Below are 15,423 nucleotides of genomic sequence, written 5' to 3' on the forward strand. Positions count from 1 at the left end.
ACGTATTGTTTTGCTCGGCCATGCAGCATTTTGAGCAAATATCTCCGGAAGGGCCGGCCGGTGGCGCTGTCGGTGGCCATTGCGCCAAAGGGGCAACCTCCGTTAAATGCCGCAACACATCTGCCGGAGACTGAAGACATGACACAATCCGAACTGGCCGAACGGCTGCTCAACGTGATCGAGCAGGACATCCTGCCCCTGACGGAAAAGGGTGTCGCCGCAGGCAACAAGGTGTTCGGCGCCGCGATCCTGCGCAAAACAGACCTTTCTCTCGTTCTCGCCGAGACCAACAACGAGACCGAAAACCCGCTCTGGCACGGTGAAGTGCACACGCTCAAGCGCTTCTACGAGATGGCAGAAAAGCCTGACACGCGCGATCTGATCTTCCTTTCCACGCACGAGCCTTGCTCGATGTGCCTGTCGGCGATCACCTGGGCGGGCTTTGACAATTTCTACTATTTCTTCAGCCACGAAGATTCGCGCGACAGCTTCTCCATTCCGCACGACCTGAAGATCCTGAAGGAAGTGTTCCTGCTTGAACCCGGCGGCTACGCGCAGAACAACGCCTTCTGGACGTCGTCGTCGATCGCAGCGGTCGCAAAGGACGCCGACCAGTCAACGCGAGAGAAGCTTGCGGCCCAGGACGCGCGCATCCGCGAGCGCTATCAGCACCTGTCCGACAGCTACCAGTCGGGCAAAAACGACAACGCCATTCCGTTGAACTGATCCCATGGAACCATCACGCGACATCAAGGGCCTTCTCGACATCATGCAGGCGCTCAGGCAGCCGGAGACCGGCTGCCCCTGGGACGTCGTCCAGACGTTCGAAACGATCAAGCCCTATACGATCGAGGAAGCCTACGAAGTTGCCGACGCAATCGAGCGCGGCGACATGCATGACCTTTGCGACGAGCTGGGCGACCTGCTGCTGCAGGTGGTTTTTCACGCCCGCATGGCCGAAGAGGCCGGCGAATTCGCCTTCGGCGATGTCGTCGAGGCCGTTACGCGCAAGATGATCCGCCGCCACCCGCATGTTTTCGCCCGTTCGGACGCCGACACGCCGGAAACGGTCAAGACCCAGTGGGACAAGATCAAGCAGGCTGAAAAGGCCGAGCGCCAGGCGCGGCGCGCCACACGCGGCCTGCCATCCGACGGCGCTGCCAGTCATCTGGGCTCGATCCAGCGCAGCTTCCCGGCCCTTATCGAGGCGCTGAAGCTTCAGGAGCGCGCCGCCAAAGTCGGTTTCGACTGGTCGGAGCCGGAACCGATCCTCGACAAGATCGAGGAAGAGATCGGCGAGCTGCGCCAAGCGCTGCGGGAAAAGGACCGTGCGAAGGTAGCCGATGAACTCGGCGACCTGATCTTTGCGGTGGTGAATATCGGCCGGCATGTCGGCGCCGACCCTGAAATGGCGCTGCGCGGCACCAACACCAAGTTCCGCCGCCGTTTTGCCCATATCGAGCATGAGCTTGAAGCTCACGGAGAAACGCTCGAGGCGGCAACGCTGGAACGGATGGAAGAACTCTGGCAAGCGGCCAAGGCGATCGAACGGCAATTGGCCTGAGGCGATAGCGCCTCAGGCAGAAGATCTTACCAGTCTTCGGCGACCGGCTTCGGCCCGTTGCCGAGACGCCGCTCCAGGTCCACAGCCTCGTTTTCGGTCAGGCGCAGATCGAGGCTGACCGTGCCGTCCTCGAGATCTTCGCGACCATCGACGATCGCGTGTTCGTAGACCCAGGGCAGAAGCTGCAACTGATCGACGCCGAGAACGACGGTGCACTCTGTCAAGACGCCGGACAGACGACGACCGATCTCGGCAAGCAGCACGTCGACGCCCTCGCCTGTAATCGCCGAGACCGCCACGGTGTTATCAGTGCTTGCAGCCTTGTTCGTCAGGGCTTCGCGCGCTTCCGGCTCAAGCCGGTCGATCTTGTTCCAGACTTCGACAAGCCTCGCTGCCGCTTCCTTCTCGTCGATACCGAGATCAGCAAGGATGCGCAGAACGTCACTTGCCTGCGCCTGATTGTCCGGATCGGAAAGATCGCGCACATGCAGGATCAGGTCGGCTTCGAGCACCTCTTCGAGCGTCGCACGGAAGGCGGCGACAAGATGCGTCGGCAGGTCGGAGATGAAGCCGACTGTGTCGGACAGGATCACCATGCGGCCATGCGGCAGTTTCAACCGCCGCAGCGTCGGGTCGAGCGTTGCAAACAGCATGTCCTCGGCCAGCACGCCGGCTCCGGTCATTCTGTTGAACAGCGTCGATTTGCCGGCGTTGGTGTAGCCGACAAGCGCCACGATCGGGTGCGGAACCTTCTTGCGCTTGGAGCGATGCAATTGCCGGGTGCGGCGAACCTGCTCCAGCTCGCGCTCGAGCTTGACGATGCGGTCCTGCAGCAGGCGCCGGTCGGCCTCGATCTGAGTTTCGCCGGGGCCGCCCATGAAGCCGCCACCACCGCGCTGACGCTCAAGGTGGGTCCAGCTGCGCACGAGCCGGCCCTTCTGATAATTGAGATGCGCCAGATCGACCTGCAGCGTGCCTTCCTTGGTGGAAGCGCGTCGCCCGAAGATTTCAAGGATCAGGCCCGTCCGGTCGATGACCTTGGCGTTCCATTCCTTTTCCAGGTTGCGCTGCTGCACGGGCGTCAGCGGATGGTCAACGATGACGAGGCCGGCATCCTGTTCGACGAGGATGTGGCCAATCTCTTCGATCTTGCCGGTGCCCAACAGCGTCCCCGGCTTTGGCTGAGCCACTGAAACGATGGCGCCATGAACGACGTTCAGGTCGATCGCCCGAGCCAGGCCAGTCGCCTCCTCCAGCCGACTTTCGTCGGTGCGGGTGCTGGTTGCAGAGAGAGTTTCAGCCGCCTGCCTGCCGGTCTTTTTCAGAACCGGCACGATCACGACCGCGCGCATGTCGTCGCGGAGCGTTTCAAGCTCCGGAATGATCGACGACGACTTTGAATCCCGTTTGGTAATGTGCCTAACGTCCCGTCAGGATGCGGCTTCTTCGTTCTCGAACATCTGCAGCGGCTGGCCCGGCATGATGGTCGAGATCGCGTGCTTGTAGACGAGCTGCGAATGACCATCGCGGCGCAACAACACACAGAAATTGTCAAAAGACGTGACGACGCCCGTCAATTTGACGCCATTGATAAGAAAAATTGTCAGAGAAATCTTCTGTTTGCGGACCGTATTGAGAAAAAGATCCTGCAAGTTCTGAGAACGTTCCGCCATCGCGCCGATTCTTTCTTATTTGCCGACGTCTCGCGCCGGTGCATTTTGTCTATTTTTTCAATCAGAGGCGTCACAAGTACGCTTCCCCCGACACCTCTGTCAGTTTGGTATCAAATCAATGTCTTTTCCGCAACGCCGAAAAAGGCTTCACGAATATTCTGTGCTATGCTTCCCGGATGACCGTTGCCGATCGGTTTGCCGTCGATGGAAACGACCGGAAAACAGATGCTCGTGGCGGCAGTGATGAAGACTTCGCGGGCTGCGAGCATGTCGTCGACGGTGAATGCTCTTTCCTCGATCCTGATGCCAAGAGGTGCTGCGACGTCCATCAGGGTCGTGCGGGTGATGCCTCTCAGGATACCGTGATCGGCCGGGCGCGTGCGCAGCACGCCGTCGCGATCGACGATCCAGACGTTGGTGGCGGCGCCCTCTTTCACCGTACCATCGGGGTCGACGAAGATCGCCTCGTGGGCGCCCTCCTCCTTGGCCCTCTGGCGGGCAAGCACGTTCGGCAACAAGCCGACCGACTTGATGTCGACGCGATCCCAGCGGTTCTCCGGAACCGTGATCGCGGAGATGCCTTCGGCATTTTTCCTGGCGATCACTGCGGCATCGGTGCGTTTCGCCGTCACCACGATGGTCGGCACAGTACCCTTTGCCGGAAACACGTGATCGCGGCGCGCGGTACCACGCGTCACCTGCATGTAGAACAGGCCGTTTCGCACCCGGTTGCGGCGCAGCACCTCGCGGATAACGTGGATCAGCGCGGCTCGGCTCATCGGCCAATCGATGCGAAGTTCGCTTAAGGATCTGCTGAGGCGGTCGAGATGCCGGGTCAGATCGACGATGAAGCCATGACGGATCTCGCAGACTTCGTAGACCCCGTCGGCGAACTGGTAGCCGCGGTCTTCGATGTGGATGGCAGCATCGGCGTGCGGCACGTAGGCGCCGTTGACATAGGCAATTCTCGGCATGGCTTTTGTTTGACCTCAGAAGAACTGGATGCTGACGCGGAAAAGCTGCTCGACATGGCGCACCGAATCGGCAGACGCAAAGAGCACCACGCGGTCCTTGGCCTTGATCTTGGTGTCACCGTGCGGGCGAATGAATGTCTGGTCCCGGTAGAGGGCGCCGATGCGGATGCCGTCGGGCAGATCCAGCTCGCGTAGCGCCTTGCCGACCAGCGGCGACGTCTCCAGCGCTTCTGCTTCGATCACTTCCGCCATCCCCTTCTGGACGGCATAGACCGAGCGGATGCGCCCCTTGCGCACATGCTGGAGAACGCGCGAGATCGTGACCGCACGCGGGTTGATATAGGCATCAACGCCGGCGGTTCCCGCGAAGTCCTGGTAGGACGGCTCGTTGATCAGGACGAGTGTCGATTTGGCACCGAGGCGTTTTGCCATCATGCTGCCGAGGATATTGATCTGGTCGTTGTTGGTCAGCGCCACGACCAGGTCTGCGTCCTGCACGTCGGCCTGCATCAGGATGCGCTGATCCATCGCCGAACCGTTGAGGACGACCGTGTTGCTGAGCTTGTCAGCCATCATCACGGCTCGGTCGCGGTCGCTTTCGATCAGCTTGACGCGGGTTCTCGGCTGGTTTTCCTCGATCGCCTTGGCGACGAAATAGCCGATATTGCCGCCGCCGAGGATGACGATACGACGCGCTTCCTGTTCTTCGTGGCCGAACAGAGACAGTGTCCGGCGCGCATGATCCCGGTCGCAGACAACATAGGCAAGGTCGCCGGTCTGCAATTGATCCGTCGAATGCGGCACGATCAGCTTGCCGTTGCGGAAGATGCCGGTCACGGTTGCCTGCAGATCGGGAAACAGCTCGCTCAGCTGCTGCAGCGGCGTGTCGACGACCGGGCAGTCTTCCATGCACTCGATCGCCACCATGGCAATACGGTCGTCGGCAAAGCGCACAACATCCGTAGCGCCGGGGAACGAAATGCGCCGAAGCACCAATCGCCCGACTTCGACCTCGGGCGAAATGGTCACATCGATCGGGACGTTCTCGCGGGAGAACAGGTTGGCGTATTCCGGCGCCAGATAATTCTGCGCTCTGATACGGGCGACCTTGGTCGGCACGCTGAAGATCGCATGCGCCACTTCGCAGGCGACGATGTTGACTTCGTCGAACAGCGTGACCGCAATCAGCATGTCGGCCTGGTCGGCACCGGCTTTTGCCAGCACATCCGGATGGGCGCCGTGTCCAACATAGCCGCGCACATCGAGGCTTTCGGTAATGTTGGCAATCAACGCCGCCGAGGTGTCGATCACCGAGACGTCATTGTCTTCCTGAGCAAGCCGTTCGGCGATGCCGTAGCCGACCTGCCCCGCACCACAAATGATCACCTTCATGTCGTTGTTTCACCCAGGAACAGGCGGCCACCAGCCGGAAGAAGTTTACCGCTCAAACGCCCAGCGACTTTAGCTTGCGATGAAGCGCCGACCGCTCCATTCCAACGAATTCGGCGGTGCGGGAAATATTGCCGCCGAATCGGTTGATCTGAGCGATCAGATAATCGCGCTCGAACATTTCGCGAGCCTCGCGCAGCGGCAGCGTCATGATGTGCTGGTCGCCCTGCGCGGAGATCTTCGGCAAGGTATCGCCAACCTCGGTCGGCAGCATGTCGGCCGAGATCGGCGTGTCAGGACCGTCGCTGCGGGCAAGGATCATCAGGCGCTCGATATTGTTGCGCAGCTGGCGAATGTTGCCCGGCCAGTCGTGGGCCTGCAGCACGGCAAGCGCATCGTCGCCGATCTTGCGCGGGCGAATGCCCGCCTGCTCGCTGACCTGGCGCATGAACATATCGACGAGAAACGGAATGTCCTCACGGCGCTCGGCCAGCGCCGGCACCCGCACGGGGATGACCGCGAGCCGGTGGAAGAGATCTTCGCGGAAAAGACCTTCGGAGATCATATTTTCGAGGTTGTAGGCTGTCGAGGAGATGATGCGGACATCGACCTTGACGCGCTTGGTGCCGCCGACCCGTTCGAACTGCTGATCGACGAGAACACGCAGGATCTTGTTTTGCGTTTCACGCGGCATTTCGCCGACCTCGTCGAGATAGAGGATGCCGCCATGTGCCTCTTCGAGCGCACCCGTTCTGCGCGGCTGCCCCGGCGTTCCCTCGGTTCCGAAAAGCGCGATCTCCATCCTGTCGGGTGTGATCGCCGCAGCGTTCAACGCCACGAACGGCCCGGTCGAGCGTGTCGACTTGCGGTGGATCATGCGCGCCACCAGCTCCTTGCCGGAGCCGGACGGTCCCTGGATCATGATGCGGCTGTTGGTCGGCGCGACCTTTTCGACGGTCTGCCGGAGTTGCGAAACGGCAACGGAGGTACCGATCAGCTCGACCGGGTCGCCCGACTTCTTCTTCAGCTCCGAGACTTCGCGCTTCAGCTTGGAGTTCTCGAGCGCGCGCTCGGCGATCAGGATCAGACGGTCGGCCTTGAACGGCTTCTCGATGAAATCATAGGCGCCGCGCTTGATGGCGTTGACGGCCGTCTCGATGTTGCCGTGACCCGAGATCATGACAACAGGCAAATCGGGATGGCGTCCCTTGATCTCGTCGAGCAAAGCGAGGCCGTCGAGGCGGCTGCCCTGCATCCAGATATCGAGAAAGACGAGCCGCGGCACGCGGTCGCTGATCGCTGCGAGCGCACTGTCGCTGTCGAAAGCCGTTCGGGTCTCGTGCCCCTCGTCGGACAAGATGCCGGATACGATCTCGCGAATGTCTTCCTCATCGTCCACAACCAGAATGTCAGCGGCCATCGCTCGTACCCTTACCCTTCAAAGTGTCTTCGCCCCCGGCTTCTCCGGCGGGCGGCAGGATCACGCGGATCATTGCTCCGACGCCGCCATCGAAATCGGCCGGTGCGTCGTGCAATTCCAGTTGTCCGCCATGGTCCTCAATGATCTTCTTGACGATGGCGAGGCCAAGGCCCGTGCCCTTCTCGCGCATCGTCATATACGGTTCTAAAATTCTATGCCGGTTCTCGGTCGGCAGGCCTTTGCCATTGTCGATGACATCGACGACAAACCGGCCGCTGGTTCCGTCCCGTTGGCTCCGTACGTGCACTTTCGGCTCGCCACGGACAGCGTCCGTCGGCACCGCTTCGATCGACTCCACGGCATTCTTGACGATATTGCCGAAAGCCTGGCCGAGCATGCGGCCATCGAACATGCCCTCAAGCGGCTCGTTGCCAAAATCGCGAATGAAGCTGATGTGGTTGTTGCCCATTTCGCGCAGGAAGACCGCGTCCTTCAGGATGGCGCGCAGATCCACCTTCTCCTTCGTCGGCTTCGGCATGCGGGCAAAGGCAGAAAACTCGTCGACCATTCGGCCGATATCCTCGACCTGCCTGACAATCGTGTCGGTGCATTGATCGAAGACGACCCTGTCTTCCTGGTCGATCTGCTTGCCGTAGCGACGCTTCAGACGTTCGGCAGAAAGCTGGATCGGCGTCAGCGGGTTCTTGATTTCATGTGCGATGCGGCGCGCGACATCGGCCCAGGCGGTCGAGCGCTGTGCGATTACGAGATCTGTGATGTCGTCGATGGTGATGACGTAGGATTCGTTTGCCTCGCCGCCCTCTTCACGCGTCACCTGGACGTTCAGCGTGCGCTCGGTTCCGCCGCGCATGATGTTGATCTGCTTGCGGAAGTTGTTGCGGTACCGGCTTTCAGCTTCGACCAGCACTTCCTCGATCTCAGGCGCAACCGCGCGCAGATCGGCACCGAGCAGATCCGGCGCTGTCTTTTTCAGAAACTCTTCTGAAGAAGAGTTGGCAATGGTGATCTGCCGATCGCGGCCGACGCCGATGACAGCTGCCGTCACGCCTGAAAGCACGGCCTCGATGAACCGCCGCCGATGATCGACCTCATCCTTGGCCTCCAGAATCTGCTCCTGCTGGGTGCGGATTTCGGAGACCATCTTGTTGAACGTGCGCGAAAGATTGCCGACGTCGCCGTCGACGGCACGCACCGGCACCACGACGTCGAGATTGCCCGAGGCAACGCTGTCGGCGGCGCCGATCAGTTGCCGGATCGGCCGAACGATACGGTCGGCAACCGCGATTGCCGTCCAGATCGCCGCCAGCAGCACGATCAGCGCAAAGCCGATGTAGAGAACGCCGAAGGCGATCTGCGTGAAGGCGCGGCCCGCCTCTAGGGTCTTATATTCGGCGGTGTTTTCTTCCATCAGCCGCAGCGAACGCATCACTTCCGGATCGACGTTACGAACGGTGTAGAGATAGGTGCCGGGAATGTCGTCAAGCGGGATCACCGCCCCCACCAGGTTGGTAATCCCTGGTGGTATCAATGTCGGCTGGCCGGAAACCGAGCTTTTCAGCGCGTCCGGCGGGATGGCCGGCAAGGGCTTCTCCGTCGAGATATTGGCCTGGAGAATGGCGCTACCATCGGCACGGACGAGGAAGGCGCCAAGCATGCCGCGGCCCCTCGCCTGGCGCGTCACCAGCTCGGTAAAGCCGGTTCGGTCGAGGCTGTAGAGTTGCCGATTGCGCTCCAGATCGTTCGCCATCGACACGGTCTGGCCCTGCAGATAGCTGGCATTTTCCAGCACATAGGCTTGGGCGACGCTGATCGACGAGCGAACGATCGCTTGCGTCCGCAGCGAGAACCAGCGGTCAAGGCCGACATCCAGCGTTATGCTGGCGAAGATCGCGACCAGAATGGCAGGCGTGATGGCGACGATCGAAAACAGCGCGACGATGCGCACGTGAAGCCGTGCGGCAGCGCGGCCCTTGCGACGCGCGCGAAGCAATCTGAGGATCTCGCGAACGATGAGGTAGATCAGGCCGATCACGAACAGGCCGTTGATCGCCGCGCAGGCGATGAAGACGTTGCGCTCCAGTCTGATCGGCGTCAGCCCAAGCAAAACGAGCAGCGACAGGGTTGCGCAGACCAGGGCACCGATCGCCAGCATGAGGCCCGGCAGGGCAAAGGACGCGCGGCGGTCCTGCGCCGCGACTCCGTCATCTGTCCCCAGCGGCAAGGCCATTGCGTCCACCATATAAAGACATTCCCCCAACCGACGCCCGTGGGCACCGGCAATTCTCACTCACATTCCGGGTCAAGGTATTGACCGGACCGTCAATCGGGGCTGTTGCGCATGAGCCACAGCTCCAACGGCCAGGCAAAGCAGCGCAACACCGCTCGACTCGGCGGTCATAACACGTTCAAGCAACGTATTGTGGCGAAAATGCAACGGTGGCTGTGACCAAGTCAAGCCGTGCGTGAACTGCGATAGACTGACACGCCGAGTTCGCGGATCTTCTTGCGCAGCGTGTTGCGGTTGAGCCCGAGCAGATCGGCCGCCTTGATCTGGTTTCCGCGCGTCGCCGTCAAAGCCGCAAGAATCAGCGGATACTCCATCTCGGCAAGCACACGCTCGTAAAGACCGCTCGGTGGAAGCGCGTCACCGAAGCCGGCGAAATATTGCCGCATGTTCTCCTCGACCGCCTGCGAGATCGAAAGGGAACCGCTGCGCGCCTGTGTTTTTCCAATCGGACTGTCGGGGACCTCCGAGCGCAACTCGTTTTCGATGATTTCCCGCGTGATGACGTCCTGCGGGTAAAGCGCAGTCAGTCGGCGCACGAGGTTTTCGAGCTCGCGCACGTTGCCCGGCCACGGATGCGCCTTCATCAGTTCGAGCGCTTCCTGATCGAAACGCTTGACGTCCAGACCTTCCTTCTCGGCCTGCTGCACGAAGTGGCGCACAAGATCGGGAATGTCTTCCGCGCGGTCGCGCAGCGGCGGCAGGCGCAGCGGCACCACATTCAACCGATAGTACAGGTCCTCGCGGAAGAGACCTTGGTTGATCGACTGCTTCAGGTCCTTGTTGGTTGCCGCGACGATGCGCACATCGGAGCGGATCGGCGTGCGACCGCCAACCGTCGTGTACTCGCCCTGTTGCAGCACACGCAGCAACCGCGTCTGTGCGTCCATCGGCATGTCACCGATTTCGTCGAGGAACAGCGTGCCGCCTTCGGCCTGCTCGAAACGACCGGTCGAACGCGTCTGGGCGCCGGTGAAGGCGCCCTTTTCGTGACCGAACAATTCCGATTCGATCAGATCGCGCGGGATTGCCGCCATATTGATCGCAACGAAGGGGCCGTTGCGGCGCTTGCCGTAGTCATGCAGTGCGCGTGCCACCAGTTCCTTGCCCGTGCCGGATTCGCCGGTGATCATCAGCGTCAGATCGGTCTGCATCAGGCGGGCGAGAACCCGGTAGATTTCCTGCATCGCTGCCGAGCGACCGACGAGCGGCATGCCATCCTGCGAATCGTCGTCGACCTTGGACGGGCGGCGCTTCGGTTCGGCCAGCGCCCGACCGATGATGCCGATCAGCTCGGTCAGGTCAAAGGGCTTCGGCAGATAATCATAGGCGCCTTTTTCGGAGGCCTTGATCGCCGTCATGAACGTGTTCTGCGCGCTCATGACAAGAACCGGCAGATCGGGACGCGCCTTCTTGATGCGCGGCAGCAGATCGAATGCATTCTCGTCGGGCATGACAACGTCGGTGACGACAAGATCACCATCGCCGGCGGAAATCCAGCGCCAGAGCGTGGCCGCATTCGACGTGATCCGGACATCGTAGCCGGCGCGGCTCAGCGCCTGATTGAGCACGGTGCGAATGGCTGCGTCGTCATCCGCGACGAGGATGGTGGCACCCGTCATGCAATGTTTCCTTTTGTCATAGGCAGTTCGTCTTCGTCCGCCGCCTGCCCCTTGGAGGCCGGCATCAGGACGCGGAAAGTCGTGCGGTTCTGCTGGCTGTCGCATTCGACGATGCCGCCATGGCCGCCGATGATTTTGGCGACGAGCGCCAGTCCGAGGCCCGAACCATTGGTCTTGGTCGTAATGAACGGATCGAACAGATGCGGCAGCAAGTCAGAAGGAACGCCGGGACCATTGTCATGCACGCAGAATTCGAGCGGCAGCGAGATTTTTTCTCGGGTGCCCGCGACCGAAAGCCGGATACCGGGCCTGTAGGCGGTCGTCAGCATGATCTCGCCTTCGTGGCGATCACCGATCGCTTCCGCTGCGTTCTTGACGAGATTGAGAAACACCTGCACGAGCTGGTCGCGGTTGGCAAAGACCGACGGAAGCGATGGATCGTAATTCTCCGTCACCTTGATCCGGCGCGCAAAGCCCGCCTTGGCGATCGCCTTCACATGATCGAGCACCGAGTGAATGTTGAGCGGCACGCGATCGACGGGTCTCTCGTCGGAAAACACTTCCATCCGATCGACCAGCGAGACGATCCGGTCGGTCTCGTCGCAGATCAACCGCGTCAGCGCCCGATCCTCGTCGTTGACGGAAGTCTCAAGCAATTGCGCGGCCCCTCGAATGCCGGAAAGCGGGTTCTTGATCTCGTGCGCCAACATCGAGGCAAGGCCGGTGACCGACCGCGCCGCCGTCCGATGTGTCAGCTGGCGATCGATCTTGTCGGCCATCGACCGCTCCTGGAAGACGACCACGACGGAGCCGGGCTCCGAAATGACTGGCGCCACATAGAGATCAACCAGCTTGTCGGCGCCCAGCCGCGGCGAACTGAGATCGACGCGATACTCGTTGACCGGGGCCCTGCGCTCGCGCACCTGCTCGATCAACGTCAGAAGTGGGCTGCCAAACGGAATGAAGGCGCTGATATCGTGCCGGGCCAGATGATTGGCGCTGGCACCGAAAAAGGACTCCGCTTCCCAGTTGGCGAAGGCGACGAGACCGTTCTCATCGACAAGGATCACCGGATTTTGAATGGCATTCAGCACCGCCATCGACAGCCCGTTGGCAGCAGCCAAGGCTTCCGGATTGGGTTTTTCGGTCATGCGGCGATCCCTTCGCCAGAGAAGGTCGCAAGCGAACTTTGAATTGCATCGGATGCGCGCGCGGCGACTGATCTGGCATCGGTCGATGTCAGGATCGCCCCCTTCTCTGCCCCGGCAAGATCAGGTGCGAAACGGTCGAGATACCAGCCGACATGCTTGCGTGCATGCCTCAGGCCCGTGTCGGCACCGTAAAATTCGAGCATCATCTCATAGTGCTCCACGAAAATGTCGGCGATCTCAGCCTGGTCGGGATGGCTTGACGCGCCAGCGAGAACGCCGACATGCCAAGGACGGCCCTGCGAAGACCGCCCGGCCATGACGGCGTCGGCGCCGGAGCGCCTGAGGATCTCTTCGGCATCCGCCACCGTATCGACGTCGCCATTGGCAACCAGCGGCACGGAAATGACCTCGCGCACGGCGCGGATCGCATCCCAATCGGCCCTGCCGGTGTAGAACTGCATCCGGGTGCGGCCGTGCACGGTAATCGCCTGGACACCGGCCTCCTGCGCCCTTCTTGCAATCAGCGGCGCATTGATCGAGTTTTCGTCCCAGCCAAGCCGCATCTTCAGCGTGACCGGTACATCCACGGCGTTGACCGTTGCCTCGACCAGGGACAGAGCATGGTCAGGATCGCGCATCAGCGCCGAGCCGGAATAGCCACCCGTCACCTTCTTTGCCGGGCAGCCCATGTTGATATCGATGACGTCGGCGCCATTAGCGGCAGCGATTTTTGCCGCCTCGGCCATCCAATGGGCCTCACGTCCGGCAAGCTGAACAATATGCGGCTTGATGCCGGAGTTCTTCAGCCTGGCCCAGGATTCCAACGCGTTGCCGACCAGTTCGCGGCTCGCCACCATTTCCGTCACGACGAACCCTGCGCCGAAGCGCCAGGCAAAGGTGCGGAATGGCAGGTCCGTGACGCCAGACATCGGGGCGAGCGCCACCCGGTTGCGGATTTCGATATTCCCGATCCGAAGCGGTGTTGACAGAGCCGGAGCTGGCAAATGCATATCTTTCAGGCACATGTTGTTCTTGCACTATTTTTAGACATTGTTCTTTGGCTTGCCAAGCGATTTCGATGCGTCGGGCAAATTTCCCTGCTCGGCTGGCAAAGCACGGACCTTCGCGGTACATCACGGCGAAGATTGGCGAAATCCGGGACCACATACAGAAGATGCAGCCTGAAGAACAGCTTTCCTGCGGCGTCGTGATTGTTGCAGCAGGGCGCGGCGAGCGCGCGGGACAGTCGGCCGAAGGGCCGAAGCAGTACCGCACCATCGGCGACAAGCCCGTTATCGCCCATACGCTTGACACTTTCGCGACATGGCCGGGGACCGGCCCGATCGTGGTTGTCATCCACCCCGATGACGAGGATCTGCTGGCAGCGGCACGCAGGCGATCGCTGGCGCGCGAGTTGATCGTGGTCCACGGCGGCGCAACGCGACAGCAATCGGTTCTCGCAGGCCTTGAAGCCGTAGCGGCAACCGGCTCACGCAACGTGATGATTCACGACGCCGTGCGCCCCTTTGCCGACCACGCCCTGCTGTCGCGCTGTGCCGATGCGCTGACAAGGGGAGCGCGTGCCGTGCTGCCGGCGCTTGCCGTTTCCGATACGCTCAAGCGCGCCGATGCCGCCGGCATGGTGACCGAAACCGTTCCGCGCAATCACCTTCATGCGGCACAGACACCGCAGACCTTCGACCTCAAGACCATCCTCGACGCCCACCGAGCCGCAGCGACAAGCGGCCGCACAGATTTCACCGACGACGCGTCAATCGCCGAATGGGCGGGGATCCCTGTTACCCTCGTCGAAGGCACGGTCGACAACGTCAAGCTCACACTGAAAAGGGACATCGCCATGGCCGACGAAAAACTCAAGCGACATCTGATTCCGGACGTTCGCACCGGCAATGGCTATGACGTACACCAGCTGGTCGAAGGTGATGGCGTTACGCTTTGTGGCGTCCTTATTCCGCACACCAAGAAGCTCTCCGGCCATTCCGATGCCGACGTTGCCTTGCACGCGCTCACAGATGCGCTGCTTGCTACCTGCGGTGCCGGTGATATCGGCGATCACTTCCCGCCGTCCGACCCGCAGTGGAAGGGTGCCGCATCGCGCATCTTCCTCGAACATGCGGCAAACATTGTGCGTCAGCGCGGCGGCACGATCACCAATGCCGATATTTCGCTGATTGCCGAGGCCCCGAAAGTCGGGCCGCATCGCCAGGCGATGCGGGAGAACCTTGCCGACATGCTCGGCATCGATCTTGACCGCTGCTCGGTCAAGGCGACGACGAACGAGCGGCTCGGTTTCATCGGCCGCGACGAGGGTATCGCCGCAATCGCGACCGCAACCGTTGTCTACACCGGAGGGGGAGCCCATGATGTGGCCGAATGACATTCAGGCGACGGCCGGCAAAATCATTGCCGATTTCACCGCGCGCGGTCTCAAGGTGGCAACCGCCGAATCCTGCACGGGAGGCCTGATTGCCGGGGCACTGACGGAAATTTCCGGATCATCCGCCGTCGTCGACCGCGGTTTCGTCACCTACTCCAACGACGCCAAGATCCAGATGCTCGGTGTCGATCCGGCAACGCTCGCAGCGCACGGCGCAGTTTCAAGGCAGACCGCCATCGAAATGGCGCGCGGCGCGGTTGCGCGCTCCGCGGCAGACTTTGCCGTTGCCGTGACCGGCATTGCCGGCCCGGGCGGCGGATCGATGGAAAAGCCTGTTGGCCTGGTCCATCTGTCAGCAACCGGCCGCAACGGCGCAGCCCTCCACCGCGAGATGCGCTACGGCGATATCGGCCGCGACGCCGTGCGGTTGGCAACCATCCGAACGGCGCTCGAGATGCTGACCGAGGTCGCTCAGACGGCGTAGATCTTGTCGGCGCGCTTCTCGAAGGCGTCGGAGAACATGCGGAAGGCACGGTCGAACATCGAGCCCATCAAGGCGCCGAGAATGCGGCTCTTGAACTCATAGTCGATGTAGAAATGCACGATCGACTGCCCCTCACCCGCTGGCTCGAAGCGCCAGCGATTGTCGAGATATTTGAACGGACCGTCGATATATTTGACCTCGATCTGGCGCTCGGCCTTGTTGAGCAGCACCTGCGTCGTAAAGGTCTCGCGGATCGCCTTGTAGCCGACGGTCATGTCAGCCAGCAGCAGGATTTTGCCATCCCTTTCCTTGCGTGAGCGCACGGTCAGCGCCTCACAGAGCGGCAGGAATTCCGGATAGTGTTCGACATCAGCGACGAGATCGAACATCTGGTCGGCCGTGTGCTTGACGACATGGTTTGTTTCAAAGTGCGGCATAGAAGG

Annotated in this window: 14 protein-coding genes; 4 read left to right on the plus strand and 10 right to left on the minus strand. The window is 61.3% G+C overall.

The annotated features are described in order from the left end of the window. The first annotated feature begins 138 nt into the window (after positions 1-138). Both C6558_RS21710 and mazG read left to right on the plus strand, forming a co-directional pair. Positions 139-726 carry a nucleoside deaminase gene (locus C6558_RS21710; RefSeq protein ID WP_025426786.1) on the plus strand — a complete coding sequence of 196 codons (588 nt, stop codon included), beginning with the start codon at positions 139-141 and terminating at the stop codon, positions 724-726. Between the two features lie 4 nt (positions 727-730). Beyond that, the gene (mazG, locus tag C6558_RS21715) at positions 731-1,564 is read left to right on the plus strand and encodes a nucleoside triphosphate pyrophosphohydrolase (RefSeq protein WP_025426785.1); all 834 of its coding nucleotides are present in this window, start codon (positions 731-733) and stop codon (positions 1,562-1,564) included. A 26-nt stretch (positions 1,565-1,590) separates the two neighbouring features. Here mazG and hflX read toward each other — a convergent pair whose 3' ends face one another. From hflX to dusB, 9 genes are all read right to left on the minus strand, one after another. Further along, on the minus strand, positions 1,591-2,916 hold the full coding sequence (hflX, locus tag C6558_RS21720; RefSeq protein ID WP_057205085.1) for a GTPase HflX: 1,326 nt from the start codon (positions 2,914-2,916) through the stop codon (positions 1,591-1,593). A gap of 78 nt (positions 2,917-2,994) precedes the next feature. Beyond that, complete coding sequence (hfq, locus tag C6558_RS21725) at positions 2,995-3,237, minus strand: RNA chaperone Hfq (RefSeq protein ID WP_003535434.1); 243 nt, start codon at positions 3,235-3,237, stop codon at positions 2,995-2,997. 110 nt (positions 3,238-3,347) lie between these two features. Beyond that, positions 3,348-4,211 carry a D-amino-acid transaminase gene (locus tag C6558_RS21730; RefSeq protein ID WP_025426783.1) on the minus strand — a complete coding sequence of 288 codons (864 nt, stop codon included), beginning with the start codon at positions 4,209-4,211 and terminating at the stop codon, positions 3,348-3,350. A 15-nt stretch (positions 4,212-4,226) separates the two neighbouring features. Continuing rightward, on the minus strand, positions 4,227-5,603 hold the full coding sequence (gene trkA, locus C6558_RS21735; RefSeq protein ID WP_025426782.1) for a Trk system potassium transporter TrkA: 1,377 nt from the start codon (positions 5,601-5,603) through the stop codon (positions 4,227-4,229). 52 nt (positions 5,604-5,655) lie between these two features. After that, a complete protein-coding gene (gene ntrX / locus C6558_RS21740; RefSeq protein WP_025426781.1) occupies positions 5,656-7,020 on the minus strand; it encodes a two-component system response regulator NtrX in 1,365 nt (454 codons plus the stop codon). Then, positions 7,010-9,280, minus strand: a complete 2,271-nt coding sequence (locus C6558_RS21745; protein WP_025426780.1) for a PAS domain-containing sensor histidine kinase — start codon at positions 9,278-9,280, stop codon at positions 7,010-7,012. The genes ntrX and C6558_RS21745 overlap by 11 nt, the downstream gene beginning before the upstream one ends. A 212-nt stretch (positions 9,281-9,492) precedes the next feature. Further along, positions 9,493-10,947: a nitrogen regulation protein NR(I) gene (ntrC, locus tag C6558_RS21750; protein ID WP_084814403.1), complete on the minus strand. Its 1,455-nt coding sequence runs from the start codon at positions 10,945-10,947 to the stop codon at positions 9,493-9,495. Then, positions 10,944-12,098, minus strand: coding sequence for a nitrogen regulation protein NR(II) (locus tag C6558_RS21755; protein ID WP_025426778.1), 1,155 nt, complete (start codon positions 12,096-12,098; stop codon positions 10,944-10,946). The genes ntrC and C6558_RS21755 overlap by 4 nt, the downstream gene beginning before the upstream one ends. After that, positions 12,095-13,123 (minus strand): tRNA dihydrouridine synthase DusB, encoded by a 1,029-nt coding sequence (dusB, locus tag C6558_RS21760; RefSeq protein ID WP_084814404.1) that lies wholly within the window; start codon positions 13,121-13,123, stop codon positions 12,095-12,097. Before dusB ends, C6558_RS21755 begins: the two co-directional genes overlap by 4 nt. Before the next feature lie 149 nt (positions 13,124-13,272). On the opposite strand from dusB, the gene C6558_RS21765 reads away from it, so the two are divergent. After that, a complete protein-coding gene (locus tag C6558_RS21765; protein WP_107027692.1) occupies positions 13,273-14,496 on the plus strand; it encodes a bifunctional 2-C-methyl-D-erythritol 4-phosphate cytidylyltransferase/2-C-methyl-D-erythritol 2,4-cyclodiphosphate synthase in 1,224 nt (407 codons plus the stop codon). Beyond that, entirely contained in the window at positions 14,483-14,980 is a 498-nt protein-coding gene (locus tag C6558_RS21770; RefSeq protein ID WP_107027693.1) for a CinA family protein, read from the plus strand. The genes C6558_RS21765 and C6558_RS21770 overlap by 14 nt, the downstream gene beginning before the upstream one ends. Here the strand turns inward: C6558_RS21770 and C6558_RS21775 are convergent. Further along, positions 14,968-15,417, minus strand: a complete 450-nt coding sequence (locus C6558_RS21775) for a type II toxin-antitoxin system RatA family toxin (protein WP_025426774.1) — start codon at positions 15,415-15,417, stop codon at positions 14,968-14,970. The genes C6558_RS21770 and C6558_RS21775 overlap by 13 nt on opposite strands. Between the last annotated feature and the right edge of the window lie 6 nt (positions 15,418-15,423).

The sequence above is a fragment of the Ensifer sp. NM-2 genome, assembly GCF_003024455.1.
Taxonomy (GTDB): domain Bacteria; phylum Pseudomonadota; class Alphaproteobacteria; order Rhizobiales; family Rhizobiaceae; genus Ensifer; species Ensifer canadensis.

Excerpts from the sequence above, each read along its gene's own strand:
- C6558_RS21710 (WP_025426786.1), top strand. The coding sequence starts at position 139 with ATGACACAATCCGAACTGGCCGAACGGCTGCTCAACGTGATCGAGCAG.
- mazG (WP_025426785.1), top strand. The coding sequence starts at position 731 with ATGGAACCATCACGCGACATCAAGGGCCTTCTCGACATCATGCAGGCG.
- hflX (WP_057205085.1), bottom strand. The coding sequence starts at position 2,916 with ATGCGCGCGGTCGTGATCGTGCCGGTTCTGAAAAAGACCGGCAGGCAG.
- hfq (WP_003535434.1), bottom strand. The coding sequence starts at position 3,237 with ATGGCGGAACGTTCTCAGAACTTGCAGGATCTTTTTCTCAATACGGTC.
- C6558_RS21730 (WP_025426783.1), bottom strand. The coding sequence starts at position 4,211 with ATGCCGAGAATTGCCTATGTCAACGGCGCCTACGTGCCGCACGCCGAT.
- trkA (WP_025426782.1), bottom strand. The coding sequence starts at position 5,603 with ATGAAGGTGATCATTTGTGGTGCGGGGCAGGTCGGCTACGGCATCGCC.
- ntrX (WP_025426781.1), bottom strand. The coding sequence starts at position 7,020 with ATGGCCGCTGACATTCTGGTTGTGGACGATGAGGAAGACATTCGCGAG.
- C6558_RS21745 (WP_025426780.1), bottom strand. The coding sequence starts at position 9,280 with ATGGTGGACGCAATGGCCTTGCCGCTGGGGACAGATGACGGAGTCGCG.
- ntrC (WP_084814403.1), bottom strand. The coding sequence starts at position 10,947 with ATGACGGGTGCCACCATCCTCGTCGCGGATGACGACGCAGCCATTCGC.
- C6558_RS21755 (WP_025426778.1), bottom strand. The coding sequence starts at position 12,098 with ATGACCGAAAAACCCAATCCGGAAGCCTTGGCTGCTGCCAACGGGCTG.
- dusB (WP_084814404.1), bottom strand. The coding sequence starts at position 13,123 with ATGTGCCTGAAAGATATGCATTTGCCAGCTCCGGCTCTGTCAACACCG.
- C6558_RS21765 (WP_107027692.1), top strand. The coding sequence starts at position 13,273 with ATGCAGCCTGAAGAACAGCTTTCCTGCGGCGTCGTGATTGTTGCAGCA.
- C6558_RS21770 (WP_107027693.1), top strand. The coding sequence starts at position 14,483 with ATGTGGCCGAATGACATTCAGGCGACGGCCGGCAAAATCATTGCCGAT.
- C6558_RS21775 (WP_025426774.1), bottom strand. The coding sequence starts at position 15,417 with ATGCCGCACTTTGAAACAAACCATGTCGTCAAGCACACGGCCGACCAG.